12 protein-coding genes are annotated in these 12548 nt (G+C 73.4%); 1 reads left to right on the top strand and 11 read right to left on the bottom strand.

Features of this window, described 5'->3' with window-relative positions; all coding sequences use genetic code 11:
* Nucleotides 1-23 precede the first annotated feature (23 nt).
* The 5 genes from ACZ58N_RS18170 to ACZ58N_RS18150 all read right to left on the bottom strand — a co-directional run bounded on the left by ACZ58N_RS18170 (nucleotide 24) and on the right by ACZ58N_RS18150 (nucleotide 4210).
* Nucleotides 24-992 carry a sigma-70 family RNA polymerase sigma factor gene (locus ACZ58N_RS18170; protein WP_471160531.1) on the bottom strand — a complete coding sequence of 323 codons (969 nt, stop codon included), beginning with the start codon at nucleotides 990-992 and terminating at the stop codon, nucleotides 24-26.
* A gap of 270 nt (nucleotides 993-1262) precedes the next feature.
* Entirely contained in the window at nucleotides 1263-1601 is a 339-nt protein-coding gene (locus ACZ58N_RS18165; protein ID WP_281207462.1) for a MerR family transcriptional regulator, read from the bottom strand.
* Between the two features lie 145 nt (nucleotides 1602-1746).
* Nucleotides 1747-2064, bottom strand: coding sequence for an SCO5918 family protein (locus tag ACZ58N_RS18160; protein ID WP_471160528.1), 318 nt, complete (start codon nucleotides 2062-2064; stop codon nucleotides 1747-1749).
* Nucleotides 2065-2250: 186 nt separating this feature from the next.
* Complete coding sequence (locus ACZ58N_RS18155) at nucleotides 2251-3762, bottom strand: DEAD/DEAH box helicase (RefSeq protein WP_471160525.1); 1512 nt, start codon at nucleotides 3760-3762, stop codon at nucleotides 2251-2253.
* A gap of 244 nt (nucleotides 3763-4006) precedes the next feature.
* Nucleotides 4007-4210 carry a cold-shock protein gene (locus ACZ58N_RS18150; protein ID WP_345280078.1) on the bottom strand — a complete coding sequence of 68 codons (204 nt, stop codon included), beginning with the start codon at nucleotides 4208-4210 and terminating at the stop codon, nucleotides 4007-4009.
* A 502-nt stretch (nucleotides 4211-4712) separates the two neighbouring features.
* Between ACZ58N_RS18150 and ACZ58N_RS18145 the strand changes: the two genes are divergently transcribed.
* On the top strand, nucleotides 4713-5153 hold the full coding sequence (locus tag ACZ58N_RS18145) for a hypothetical protein (RefSeq protein ID WP_471160522.1): 441 nt from the start codon (nucleotides 4713-4715) through the stop codon (nucleotides 5151-5153).
* 76 nt (nucleotides 5154-5229) lie between these two features.
* On the opposite strand, the gene ACZ58N_RS18140 is transcribed toward ACZ58N_RS18145, so the two are convergent.
* The 6 genes from ACZ58N_RS18140 to ACZ58N_RS18115 form a co-directional block, all read right to left on the bottom strand.
* Nucleotides 5230-6585, bottom strand: coding sequence for a chloride channel protein (locus tag ACZ58N_RS18140; protein ID WP_471160519.1), 1356 nt, complete (start codon nucleotides 6583-6585; stop codon nucleotides 5230-5232).
* Between the two features lie 3 nt (nucleotides 6586-6588).
* A complete protein-coding gene (locus ACZ58N_RS18135) occupies nucleotides 6589-7221 on the bottom strand; it encodes a potassium channel family protein (RefSeq protein WP_471160517.1) in 633 nt (210 codons plus the stop codon).
* Nucleotides 7222-7269: 48 nt separating this feature from the next.
* Nucleotides 7270-8499 (bottom strand): DUF2254 family protein, encoded by a 1230-nt coding sequence (locus ACZ58N_RS18130; RefSeq protein WP_471160514.1) that lies wholly within the window; start codon nucleotides 8497-8499, stop codon nucleotides 7270-7272.
* Nucleotides 8486-9838: a hypothetical protein gene (locus ACZ58N_RS18125; RefSeq protein ID WP_471160511.1), complete on the bottom strand. Its 1353-nt coding sequence runs from the start codon at nucleotides 9836-9838 to the stop codon at nucleotides 8486-8488. The genes ACZ58N_RS18130 and ACZ58N_RS18125 overlap by 14 nt, the downstream gene beginning before the upstream one ends.
* Before the next feature lie 197 nt (nucleotides 9839-10035).
* Nucleotides 10036-11355, bottom strand: coding sequence for a serine hydrolase domain-containing protein (locus ACZ58N_RS18120; protein ID WP_471160508.1), 1320 nt, complete (start codon nucleotides 11353-11355; stop codon nucleotides 10036-10038).
* Between the two features lie 109 nt (nucleotides 11356-11464).
* Complete coding sequence (locus ACZ58N_RS18115; protein ID WP_471160506.1) at nucleotides 11465-12496, bottom strand: LysR family transcriptional regulator; 1032 nt, start codon at nucleotides 12494-12496, stop codon at nucleotides 11465-11467.
* Nucleotides 12497-12548 lie beyond the last annotated feature (52 nt).

The following is a 12548-nucleotide window of genomic DNA, read 5'->3' as shown; positions in this document are numbered from 1 at the left end:
CCGCCCCCGCCGGGCCCCCCGGGTCAGCCGGCGAGGACCGCGCTCAGGTCGATCAGCGCGAGCCGCTCGGGGTCGGTGAGGATGTCCAGCGCGGTGATCCGGCCGTCCCGGATGGTGAACGCCATGACCGCCATCGGCTTGCCGTCCGCCATCGACACCACCCCGGGCGTGCCGTTGACCAGCGCCGGGTGGGCGGACTCGGCGAACCGGGCGAAGGTGATCGCCTGCGACGCCACGTCGGCCGCGCCCCGCCGCAGCAGGCCGGGCAGCACGGATCCGCCGTCGGAGCGGGCCACGACCTCCGGGTCGAGGAGGGAGACCAGGGCCTCGAAGTCCCCGCCGCGCGAGGCGGCGAGGAAGGCGTCCACGACCTTCCGGCGCCGGGTCGGGTCGCCGTCCGGGGCGGGCGCCACGCCCTGGACGCGGCGCCGGGCCCGGCTGGCGAGTTGGCGGGTCGTCGCGGGGGTCCGGCCGAGGATCGGCGCGATCTCCTCGAAGGTCACCGCGAACATGTCGTGCAGGACGAACGCGAGCCGCTCGGCCGGGGACAGGGTCTCCAGGACGACCATCAGCGCGATCCCCACCGAGTCGGCGAGGAGCACCTCCTGCTCGGGGTCGAGCCGGTGGGGGCCGCTGACGACGGGGTCGGGCAGCCGCACCGGTGTCTCCCCCACCTCCAGTGGCTCCTCGCGCCGGGTGGTGCGGGAACGCAGCAGGTCCAGGCAGATCCGCCCGGTCACGGTGGTCAGCCAGCCGCCGAGGTTGTCGACGGCGCCGACGTCGGACCGGCTCAGCCGCAGCCACGTCTCCTGTACGGCGTCCTCGGCGTCGCCGAGCGATCCCAGCATGCGGTAGCCCACCGCCCGCAGGTGGGCGCGGTGTTCCTCGAAGCGCAGCGCCAGGAGGTCACCCCGGTCACCCCGGTCGCCCCGCTCCGTCGTGCCGTCCCCGTCGTTCCTGTTGTTCCTGTCGTCCCGTTCGTCCTGGTTCATCGGTCACATCCCCGTGGTGATCCGTCGCTCGGTCGGCCGGTGGGCCCGTCGCCCCGTACGGGACGTCCGGGTGAAGGTAACCGGCGGGCCGCGCGACAGGTGGCGCGGATGTGCCGGACGACCGCCCGGAGCCGGGCGGTCGTCCGGTGTCGACGATCCGGAGGTACGCGAAGGCATGCGGAGGTACGCGAGGGCATGCGGAGGTACGCGAAGGTACGCGAGGGCATGCGGAGGTACGCGGAGGGAGCGGAGTCGCCCCTCCGGGGGGTGTCAGCCGGTGTCGTCGTCCGGTCGTCCCGCCGCCCGGCGGTACTCGGCGTTGATGCGCTGGGCCTCTTCCAGCTGGTCCTCCAGGATGACGATGCGGCAGGCCGCTTCGACCGGAGTGCCCTGGTCGACGAGTTCCCGGGCCCGGGCGGCGATCCGCAGCTGGTAGCGCGAGTAACGGCGGTGGCCGCCCTCTGAGCGCAGCGGTGTGATCAGCCGGGCCTCACCGATGGCGCGGAGGAACCCGGGCGTGGTGCCCAGCATCTCGGCCGCCCTCCCCATCGTGTAGGCGGGGTAGTCGTCGTCTTCCAGTCGGTCGCCGAGCGGGTTGTCCGCCGTCATCCGCACCTCCTCGGGGAACGTGTCGGGGCCCCGGCGCCGTACGGCACCGGGGCCCCGAAGGAAATTCAACACCATCCACAGGTTCCGTCGTCGCCCCACCCTCGGGGCAACGCCGGCGTCCCCACCTGCGGGCGGGTTCGGTGGGTCAGGCGGACACCGGCGTTCCGAGTGCCGCCGAGGCCCGCTGGAGCGGGGTGAGGGCGGGAGCGGGCGCCGGCGCGGGCTCGACGGGGAGGGTGCGGCAGGTGAAGCCGAGGGCGGTCATGGCCCGGACGACCTCGGCGGCGCTGAAGTCGCGGCGGTCCTGCCGGGTGACGACCTCGCCCACCTGCTTCACGGGGTACGTACGGCGCCCGATGATCACGGAGTCACCGGTGACCGGCTCGGGCTTGACGCCCTTCATCTTTTCCAGCACGCCGTTCTTGGTCAGGTCGAAGGGGAAGCGGGCGATGACGCAGCGCATGGGACCTCACAGGGAAGAGCAGGGGAGGAAGGGAGCGGCCCGACGGTCGGACCCCGGCCGGTGCCGGGCCCCGTACCGGGGGCCTCGGGGCCGCGGGCCCCTGGCCCCACCGTAGGGCCCGGAGCCCGGGGCCTCACACCGTGGACCTCACGGTGCGGCCGTGTGCCGTGGGCCGGGTCGCGGACCTTACGCGGCGGTGTCGAGCACGGACCGCGTGCGGGCCGGGCGACGCCGGGCCTGCGAGGGGCGGCCACGTCCGCCGCGGGAGGTGGCGCTGCGCGAGGTGCGCTCGGCCGGCGGCGCGGTGATGACGACCGGCACGCCCGAGGGGGTGCGGGCGCCCGTGATGCGCTGCAGTTCGGCCTCGCCGGAGCGGACCTGGGTGACCGTGGGGCTGATGCCGGCGTCGGACATCAGGCGGGTCATGGCGCGCCGCTGCTGCGGCGTGACGAGGGTGACGACGCTGCCGGACTCACCGGCGCGGGCGGTGCGGCCGCCGCGGTGCAGGTAGTCCTTGTGGTCGGTGGGCGGATCCACGTTGACGACCAGGTCGAGGTTGTCGACGTGGATGCCGCGCGCGGCGACGTTCGTGGCGACCAGCACGGTGACGTGCCCGGTCTTGAACTGGGCGAGGGTGCGGGTGCGCTGCGGCTGGGACTTCCCGCCGTGCAGCGCGGCGGCCCGTACGCCGCTGTTGAGCAGGTCCTGGGTCAGCCGGTCCACCGCGTGCTTGGTGTCCAGGAACATGATCACGCGGCCCTCGCGGGCGGCGATCTCGGTGGTCGTGGCCTGCTTGTCCGTGCCGTGGACGTGCAGGACGTGGTGCTCCATCGTGGTGACGGCGCCCGCGGACGGGTCGACGGAGTGCACGACCGGGTCGTGCAGGTAGCGGCGCACGAGCAGGTCGACGTTGCGGTCGAGGGTCGCGGAGAACAGCATCCGCTGGCCGCCGGGGCGGACCTGGTCGAGCAGAGCGGTGACCTGCGGCATGAAGCCCATGTCGGCCATCTGGTCGGCCTCGTCCAGGACGGTGATGTCCACCTGGTCGAGCCGGCAGTCACCGCGGTCGATGAGGTCCTTGAGGCGTCCCGGCGTCGCGACGACGACCTCGGCGCCGCCGCGCAGCGCGGAGGCCTGCCGGCCGATGGACATGCCGCCGACGACGGTGGCCAGCCGCAGCCGGACGGCGCGGGCGTACGGGGTGAGCGCGTCGGTGACCTGCTGCGCGAGCTCGCGGGTCGGTACGAGGACCAGCGCGAGCGGCTGGCGGGGCTCGGCGCGCCGACCGGCGGTGCGGGAGAGCAGCGCGAGGCCGAAGGCGAGGGTCTTGCCGGAACCGGTCCGTCCACGGCCGAGGGCGTCACGGCCCGCGAGGGTGTTCGGCAGGGTCGCGGCCTGGATCGGGAACGGAACGGTCACGCCCCCGGCCACGAGGGCCGCGAGGATCGGCCCCGGCATGCCGAGGTCGGCGAACGCCTCGACGGCGGGCAGCGCCGGGGTGATCGTCTCGGGCAGTGCGAACTCCCCCTGCGGGGCGGCGGGCCGACGGCCGTAACCGCCGCTCGGACGGCCGTAGCCGCCGGACCGTCCCTGTCCACCGCCGGAGCGGGAGGGGGCGGCCGAACGGGTGGAGGAGGACCAGGAGCCGCCGCCGGAGCGGCTGCGGGAGGATCGTTCGTTCGTACGTGTGCGGTTCATGGGGAACCTTCCTTGATGCGGCGCGTATCAAGGAATTCCCGCAGCGAAACGCACCGCGCGGAGAATAGCGAGAACGGGCCGGATGAAAAAACGGAACGGGGTGGGCCGAACGATGCGGCCGGTGGGCCGCGGAGGCTCTTACGGAATTCCATTCCGGAGCCGTGGGCCCTGCCCGCGTGTGGAAAAAAGGACGAGCCGGGGCCCGCACCCCAAGGTGCGGGACCCGGCTCGTCCTGCGCTTGCGTCAGGCGGAGACGATGTTCTCGGCCGTCGGGCCCTTCTGGCCCTGCGCGATGTCGAAGTTGACCTTCTGGCCTTCCTGGAGCTCACGGAAGCCCTGGGCGGCGATGTTCGAGTAGTGGGCGAACACGTCGGGGCCGCCACCGTCCTGCTCGATGAAGCCGAAGCCCTTTTCAGCGTTGAACCACTTCACGGTGCCAGATGCCATTTTGAATCTCCTTCGGGGGCAAATCCCGGAGTCCGCACTGTGCCGACTCCGCGTCGCCGCGATGATTGCCCCGTCCGGAAAATGCACCGGAAATACAGAAGTGCTTCCACCCGAAAGAATCCGGTGGAGGCACTTGGAGTTTTGGGAACCACAACTGCAACTGGTATCGACAGTAGCACGGTGGGGGTCGTTCCGTGGGATGAATAATTCGGGCCCACCGTATGTGTGAGAAATGTTTACCGGGCCTTGTGGTTAATTCTCACTTCGCGGTGACAGATATCGGATCCCCTTCGGGGGAGGGTTCGTGCGCCGTGCGGTGCGCCCCGGCGGCGGGGGTGTGGCGGGTGCGGGTGCCGAGGTCTGCCGCACCCCCGCGGCGCGGCGACTCCGAACGGAGGGTGTCCGGGTGCGTCACGTGTCGATCGATACGGATTAAGGCATATGTACTGATAAATCTCGTGCGTCCGCCCTGTCTGGTCCCCTGGTCGAGGAAGGCCCCTCCATGAAGCGTTTCCCGGTGATCGCCACGCTGTGCGTCAGCGTGGTGTTCGGTCTGAGCGCGTGCTCGGACGACAGCGACAATTCGCCCTCCGACGAGGCGAGCAAGGCCACGCAGGCCGCAGCCGACCTCTGCACCGACCTGGCCGCGCTGAAGGCCGACAACGCCAAGCTGAAGGCCCTGAGCCCCGCGAACGCGACGAAGGACCAGGTCAAGGACGCCTACGACGCCGTCCAGAAGGACTGGGAGGGCGTGAAGGAGAACACCTCCGCCCTCAAGGAGGCGGAGCGCAACGCGGTGCAGGCCGCCGCCGAAGACCTCAAGAAGGCGTACGAGGGCCTGCCGGGCGACACCACCGGCAAGGACGCCCTGACCCAGCTCCAGCCGAAGATCCAGACCCTCGACGAGGCCACGACGGCCGCCTCCACCGGCCTCAAGTGCTGACGAGGCCGTCCCACCGTCCCGCGTGAAGGCCCCGCCCGGCAGCCGGGCGGGGCCTTCGCACGGAGCCGCTCTACCCTCACGTCCCGCCGTCCGCCGCCGGCACCTCCGCCGGACGTCCCGCGGGCAGCAGCTCCGTGACGACGAAGGCGACCACGGCCGCCATGATCACCACCGGCATCATCGCGGAGCTGCCGAGCAGCAGGACGACGAGGATCACGCTGCTCACCGGCAGCCGCAGCATGGTGGCCGTGGCCGCCGCCATGCCCGCCGCCATCGCGGGGGCGATCCCCAGGCCCGGCAGGGGCGCGAGGAGCACACCGGCCGCGGCGCCGAGGAACAGTCCGGGGAAGACGGGGCCGCCCCGCAGGCTGCCCAGGCACAACGCGTAGGCGATGCCCTTGAACAGCAGGAGGGCGAGCAGCGCGCCGACCCCCCAGGCGTACGGATCCGCGGCCAGCGAGGCGAGGGCCGCCTGCCCGGACAACGCGGCCTCGGCCGGCGACCGGCCGGTGACCAGGGCGTAGAGCGCGGCGCAGGCCGCCGCGCCGAGGGCGCACAGCACGGTCCGTACCAAGGGGCGCCGCGTGACGTACCCGGCCACCGCCCGGGCCCCGACCGACACGGGGTGCAGGGCGACGGCGAAGACCGCTCCGATGGCCACCGCCCAGAACACGTCCGGCGCGTCCAGCCGGGGGAACGGCGCGTACAACTTCAGGGACAGGTCACCGGTGCCCAGCCCCGTCCAGCGCCCCAGGCCCGTGAACACCAGGGAGCCGATGCCGCTGGACAGCAGGGCGGGCAGCATCACGGCGAACAACTGGGGCCCGCCCACGCCCGCCACCTCGATCAGCAGGACCGCGGCGACGAGCGGGTTGCCGAAGATCGCGGCGATGGCCGCGGCGGAACCGGCCGCGCCCAGCAGCGCCAGGCCGCGCGGGGTCGCCGGCGCCCTCGACAGGTCCCGGAACAGCAGCGCCAGACCGCCGCCCAGGGCGATCAGCGGCGCCTCCGGACCCAGGACCGCCCCGAACGGCAGGCAGGCCGCGGCCGCGAGCAGGATCCCGGGCAGCGCCGCCGACGTGGCGACCCCCGTGTGGAGACCGGCCCCGGGGACGTCGCCGCCCGCGCCGGGCAGGTGCTTCGCGATCAGGCCGACGATGATCCCGGCGAAGAGCAGCAGCGGGAACGGCCACCACCAGGGCGGGTCCGTGAGGCCCACGGCCGACGGGAGGTCGGCCCACAGGACGTGCTCCAGCTCGTGCAGGGCCACCAGGAACCAGAACGCGGCCAGGGACACCGGGATGCCGATGAGGGCGCACAGGACGAGCGTCTTCAGGTAGCCGGGGCTGCGGAGGATGTGCCGCAGGACATCGGCCTCCAGTGGTTGTCCGCCCCCCGGCACGGCTTCGGAAGGAGTGCGCGGCTCCGCCATGGATCACTTCCTTTCCCGCTTCCTCGATGGTCCACCCGGGTGGGGTCCCGCGCCGCCGGAACCGTCGTCGGGGTCCGTCGCCCCGCCCCCCGCCCGGCGCCGCATCCCGATCTTGACCGCGCCGAACAGCACCTTCGCGATCACACCGACCACGACCAGGTCGGCGATCATCTGCACCGTGGTCAGCGCGCGCCCGGCCTGGGAGACGGGCACGATGTCCCCGAAGCCCACCGTCGCGAACACCGTGACCGTGAAGTACAGGGCGTCGGTGCGGTCCAGCGGCTCCGAGAACATCGACGGGTCGTTCTCGCACAGCAGGAAGTACGTCACGGAGAAGAGAAGCAGGAACAGCGGGACCGCGGTCGCCAGCGCCTCCACGGCCCGTAGCCCGGGGTGCTCCGCGTGGGTGATGGCGTAGACCTGCCAGATGACGAGCGCCCCGAACAGGCCGAGACCCACGAGGAGCATCAGCACGGTCGTCACCCCGGCCTCGCGGTCCAGCGGCGCCACGTAGAACAGCCAGGTCAGCAGCCCGGCCGAGGCCACCGAGCGGGACAGGGGCGCCACGAGCATGCGGCGCATCTGTCGGGTCGTCGGGACCTCTTGGTCCGGTGGCGCGGAAGCCTCGGGTTCCATGGCTTCAGGAGAAGGCGCCGGCGCGCTCCGCGCGACCCGAGGGCCCCGCTACGGAGCCGCGAGGGCGGCCCACACCAGCGGATGCGCCGCGACACCCGTACGGTCGACCCGGCGCAGGCGCTCCCGTACGACCGCGCGCCGCCCGTCGGGGCAGCGGTCCTCCAGCCGGGCCAGCAGGTCGCGGAGCCTGCGCAGGGCCATCGGGGAGCCCTCGGCGGCGAAGGAGAGCTCGTCGACCGCGGTGGCGACGTACTGCTCCCAGTCGGGGACCGGGATCGTCACCCGCAGCCGGCCCGACCTGTCGGGGAACCGTCCGATACCGAGGTCGCGGTCGGCCAGACGGGTCAGCAGGTCCTCCGTGCGGTCCATGCTCTCGACCGCCGTCGCCGGGTCGTTGACGGCCGGGGACAGCGCCCGCAGTGCGATGTCGGCGAGGAGCCGGAACGGCAGGTCGGGATCCTGGTCGAAGGTGCGCTCGGACCCGGTGGTCACGGCGGCCGTGAGCGCCGTCGGGGGCGGGCCGCCGCCGCCCGACACCTCGGCGAGCACCGTGCCGCGCCACACGGGCGAGCCGGGGGTGACACGGAACGCGATCGCGCAGTCGTGTTCCTCCGCGAGGGCGACCAGCGCGCGCACGTCGATCCGCCGGACCACGGCCGCCGGCCCCGACCAGCGGACCAGGGTGCCCCCGGCGCCGTCCCCCGGCGGGGGAAGCGCCTCCCGGCCCGGGTCGTACGGACGGTCGTACAGGTCGTCGAACAGGCGGTGGGCGCGGTCGCAGATGGCGGTCAGCGAATGGCCGAGCTGGATCGAGTCGAACGCCTTCGTCTGCAGTGACCGCATGAGACCGATCGCGATCAACGCGGCCAGCATGGCCAGGCCGGGGACGAGGGCCGAGACGCTGTGGCCGACGCCGATGGACAGCCCCGAGGCGACGCAGAAGACGAACACGCCGACGGTGAAGGCGAAGGCGCGCCAGACGATCGGCTCGTCCCGGAACAGCGCCAGGCGCGGGGTGAAGGCGCCGGCCGAGAACTGCACGACCAGGAACAGCATCGAGTAGATGATGCTGACCAGGCCGATCACGCCGAACCCGATCGTGAACAGCAGGTTCGCCGCGCGTCCGGCGTCGACCCGGGGCCCCGCCGACATCATCGGGGTCACCAGCCCCAGCAGCAGTCCGACGACCGCGCAGATCAGCTGCGACAGGTCCCGGCGGACCGCCCGCGTCGGCCGCTGGAACAGGGACCCGTGCCCACGCCGGTCAGGGGCCGGCACGGGCCGCACCCCCGTCCCCGGGCCCGCGCGGGTCGCCCCCGGCGGCCCGGCCGGCGGCGGCCAGCAGGGCGAGCACGGCGAGGACCGCGAGCAGGACCAGCACCAGCAGCAGCACCGTGAGCACCGTCGGGTGGTTCCACAGGGCGAACACGACGGCGATGACGGCCACCACCACCGCGGTCACCCAGCGCCGGTTCGCCTCGATCCAGGTACCGGCGCGCCCGCCGTGCACCCCGTGTGCGGCGCCCCACCGTGCGGTGGAGTCGGCGGTGCGTTCCGCCCGGCCGCGCACGCCGCGCGGCAACCGGCCGGGCCCCGTCAGGTACGCGCCGAGCGCGACGACGACCCCGAGCACGATGGCGGTCCGCAGGGCGACCCGCAGGAACCGCACGAGCGTGTCGAATACCGCCGCCGCGGCCGCCGGGGACTCCACCTGCGCGGGCAGGTGGTCGAGGTAGTGGTGGCGTACGACGACCAGCGCGATGCCGACCAGGAGGCAGGCGGCGGCGGCACAGAGGGCGGTGGTCACCAGGGCCCGGCGGCGGCGCCGGGCGAGCAGCACGCCGGCCGCCGCGAGGGCCACGGTCAGCAGGGGCAGCCAGTTGCCGACGACGTCGAGGAGGCGGACCGCGCCCCTGATCTTCTTCAGCTCGTCGGAGTGGAGGAGGACCATCTGCTTGTTGACGTCCGGGATCTTCGCGGCCGGGGAGAGCCCGGCGTCGACGAGTTCCTTCTTGACGGTCTCCACGGCGGTGCCCAGGTCGAGGGTGACGGTGCCGCCGTCGACCTCGATCGCGCCGCGGCCGTGGCCGGTGAGCGCGCGCACCACGGCCCCGTGGGCGAGACGGTTGGCATTCGTCCAGAGCGACTCGAACCGGTCGCTCTCGACGAAGCGGGTCGCGACCTTCGACACGGCCTCGTCGGCGGCGGAGTCGAGGGAGGGCCCGAGCGCCTTGACGGCTGTTCCCACCCTCGGGGGCAGCCCCTGTTCCTCCAGCCACTTCGCCAGGTCGGCGGTGATGCGGGCCCCGTCGACCCGTACGTCCGCCGCCTCGCCGATCCGGTGCACGGCCGCCGCCTCGATCGCCGGGTTCGAGGCGAGGGGCGCGACGGTGGACACGTAGCGGTCGGTGTCCAGCACGATGTCGTGCACCCAGACGGTGATCAGGGAAAGCGGGACGAGCAGGCAGGCGAGGGTGATCATCACGGCCGAGAACGCGCTCCGCACGACGCGCCGCGGTCGGCCGGGCTCGGGCGGCCCGGCGGGCTCGGGCCGTCGCGGCGGGTCCGGCGGTCGCGGCGGGTCCGGCGGCGCGGGCGGGTCGGACGGCAGGGTCATGGCACTCCCGGGAACGGCTGGGGCGGAATGCCGCCTCCTGCCATTGGGCACGTGCCACCCCGCGCCGCGCACCTCCGGTTGGGCCCATCGGGTGCACGCCCGCCCGCGCCGTCCGGTGCGGGCCGCGCGGGCCCGCCAGGACCCGTCGTCGAACTCCCGTCTGCCTCCGGGCGACGGTGGGACTTCGACGACAGGCCCTAGTCGGTGACGGTGGGCAGCGAGAGGCCGTAGACCTGGTTGAGGACGGTGGGCAGCAGGGCGTTGGCCGTCGTCCTGCCGTCGGGCGACAGGGTCAGGTTCGTCCAGATGACGAGCGTGACGTCGTTGGCCGGGTCGTGGCCGATGAAGGAGTTGAAGCCGGGCAGTTCGCCGCCGTGGTAGTACATCGCGGCCCCCGGGGCGAAGCGCTGGTAGGAGATTCCGTACCCGTACTTCTGCCCGTCCGGCGCGGCCGGGTCCTCGGCCCGCGGGCTGTCGAGCCACTGCTTCTGGACGGCGGGGTCGAGGACCTTGCCCGTGACCAGGGCCCGGATCCAGGTGCCCAGGTCGTCGGCGGTGGAGACGGCGCCGCCGGCCGCGGATGCGTACGAGGGGTTCTGGTGGGTGTAGTCGACCGGCTTGAGCCTCCCGGAGCGCGCCGCCGCCGTCAGCTCGGCGGGGTAGGGCTCGTCCACCAGCGCGTACGCCGATCCGCCGTACATGTAGCCGTGCGCGTACGGGCTGGGCAGGGTGGTGTCGTCGGCGGCGGGCAGCGAGGTGCCCGCCAGCCCGAGCGGCGCGTACAGCCGGTCGTGGAGCTGCCGGGCCAACGGTCCACCGCCCGCCTTCTCGGCGACGAGGCCCAGCAGGACGTAGTTGGTGTTGCTGTACTCGTAGGACGCGTCGGGTGCGAAGTTCGGGCCGTGCCGGAACGCGATGTCGAGCATCTCGCGCGGTGTCACGGCCCTGCCCGGGTCGGAGTCCATCCGCGCCGCGAGCTCGGGCGCGTCGGTGTGGTTGTGGAGCCCGCTGCGCATCCTCAGCAGGTCGGCGAGGGTGATGTGCTCGCCGTTCGGCACGCCGGGGACGTACGCGGACACCGGATCGTCGAGCTTCAGCTTCCCGTCCTGCGCCAGCAGCATGATCAGGGCGGCGGTCATGGTCTTGGTGTTGGAGGCGATCCGGAAGTGGTCGGCCGTCGTGGGACGGTCGGAGGCCCCGAGCTCGGTCGTGCCGACGGCCGTCCGGACGGTGCCCTGCGGGGTGCGGAGCAGCACGACCGCACCCGGCACCATCAACTTCTTCGCCGCCGCCTCCACCGCGGACCGCAGGGCGGCCGGATCGACGGGTTCCAGGGCCGGCGGGCGCGGGGTGGCGGCCTCCGTCGCGCTCGCCGTCGCCGCCGGGCCGGCGGCGGACGCGGCGCCCGCCCCGGCCGGCAGGGCGCAGCCCACGATCAGCAGGGCCGCACAGGGGGCGACCCCGGCCGTACGACGAAGTCGGCGGTATGGGGCGCCTGGGGACCGGGGGTTCCTCATGCCGGCATCACAGCCCTCGTGAACGGCGGTCCGGCGCCCCGACCGGGCCCTCTCCAGGGCTTTCTCGAAGCCACGACCGAAGGGGCCGAATCGCCCGAATATGGGGCAATCAACTATTCCACAACCGGTCGGGCCCCGGTCGGCCGGACGGAGCGGGCGCTCCGGCGGCATCCGGGTCGGCACCCGCGGCCGGGTCGGCACCCGTATCCGTATCCGTATCCGTGTCCGCATCGGCGGCGAGCTCGGTCCGCAGGCGCTCCAGCAGCGCTCCGGCGGCCGGGCCGGTCGGTCCGGCGGCCCGCCAGGCGAGGGCGACCCGGGCGCGCGGCTGCGGCTCGGCGAAGGCCAGGATCCGCAGGCCCAGGGCTTCCGCCAGGTCCGCCGGAACCCCCGGTACGACGGCCACCCCGAGGCCCCGGGCGGCCAACTGTCCCAGGAACCGCCAATCGGCCGCCTCGAACACCACGCGCGGCCGGAACCCCGCCCGCGCGCAGGCGCGTTCCAGCACGCCGCGGCTGCCGGTGCCGCGCGGCAGGCCGATCACCGGCCGGTCGCGCAGCGCCTCCAGCGGAACGCCCCGGCCGTCGCTGTCGGCTTGGGCGACGAGGGGGTCGTCGGGAGCGACGGCGGCGACCAACGGCTCGTCGATCAGGACCTGGAGACGGATCCCGGCCGGCGGGTCCTCGTCCGCGAGTCCGATCAGCGCGAGGTCCAGCAGACCTTCCCGCAGCGCGTCCAGCATCCGCTCCGACGAGTCCTCCGTCACCGCGACCTCGATGTGCGGGTGCCGTTCGTGGAACGAGGCCAGGACGGCGGCCAGGTCGAACTCGTGGACGGCGGCCCCGGAGAGCACCCCGATGGTGACCCGTCCGCGCAGCAGTCCACCGAACGCGTCCGCCACCTGGCGGGCACCCTCGACGGCGGCGAGCGCGGCCCGCGCGTACGGCAGCAGGGCCCGGCCCACCTCCGTCGGCGTCACCGACCGGCCCGAGCGGTCCAGCAGCGGCTGTCCGAGCTCCCGTTCCAGTTGCCGGATCTGCGCGCTGATCCCCGGCTGGGCCAGGTGCAGTCGGGCGGCGGCCCGCGTGAAGCCGGCCTCCTCCACCACCGTGACGAAGTACAGCAACTGCCGAAGCTCCATAACCGAGGATTCTAGGAACCAGCACAAGAGGCTCTTGGACTTCCGACCGCCC

The sequence above is a fragment of the Streptomyces sp. NPDC040432 genome, assembly GCF_055595445.1.
Note: the sequence above shows the minus strand (reverse complement) of the source record. Positions and strands in the feature narration are given on the sequence as shown.

What these genes read in the sequence shown, in the direction of transcription:
- ACZ58N_RS18155 (WP_471160525.1), bottom strand. Translation starts at nt 3,762, where the DNA reads ATGAACCGCACACGTACGAACGAACGATCCTCCCGCAGCCGCTCCGGC.
- ACZ58N_RS18115 (WP_471160506.1), bottom strand. Translation starts at nt 12,496, where the DNA reads ATGGAGCTTCGGCAGTTGCTGTACTTCGTCACGGTGGTGGAGGAGGCC.
- ACZ58N_RS18140 (WP_471160519.1), bottom strand. Translation starts at nt 6,585, where the DNA reads ATGGCGGAGCCGCGCACTCCTTCCGAAGCCGTGCCGGGGGGCGGACAA.
- ACZ58N_RS18125 (WP_471160511.1), bottom strand. Translation starts at nt 9,838, where the DNA reads ATGACCCTGCCGTCCGACCCGCCCGCGCCGCCGGACCCGCCGCGACCG.
- ACZ58N_RS18135 (WP_471160517.1), bottom strand. Translation starts at nt 7,221, where the DNA reads ATGGAACCCGAGGCTTCCGCGCCACCGGACCAAGAGGTCCCGACGACC.
- ACZ58N_RS18165 (WP_281207462.1), bottom strand. Translation starts at nt 1,601, where the DNA reads ATGACGGCGGACAACCCGCTCGGCGACCGACTGGAAGACGACGACTAC.
- ACZ58N_RS18150 (WP_345280078.1), bottom strand. Translation starts at nt 4,210, where the DNA reads ATGGCATCTGGCACCGTGAAGTGGTTCAACGCTGAAAAGGGCTTCGGC.
- ACZ58N_RS18160 (WP_471160528.1), bottom strand. Translation starts at nt 2,064, where the DNA reads ATGCGCTGCGTCATCGCCCGCTTCCCCTTCGACCTGACCAAGAACGGC.
- ACZ58N_RS18145 (WP_471160522.1), top strand. Translation starts at nt 4,713, where the DNA reads ATGAAGCGTTTCCCGGTGATCGCCACGCTGTGCGTCAGCGTGGTGTTC.
- ACZ58N_RS18120 (WP_471160508.1), bottom strand. Translation starts at nt 11,355, where the DNA reads ATGAGGAACCCCCGGTCCCCAGGCGCCCCATACCGCCGACTTCGTCGT.
- ACZ58N_RS18170 (WP_471160531.1), bottom strand. Translation starts at nt 992, where the DNA reads ATGAACCAGGACGAACGGGACGACAGGAACAACAGGAACGACGGGGAC.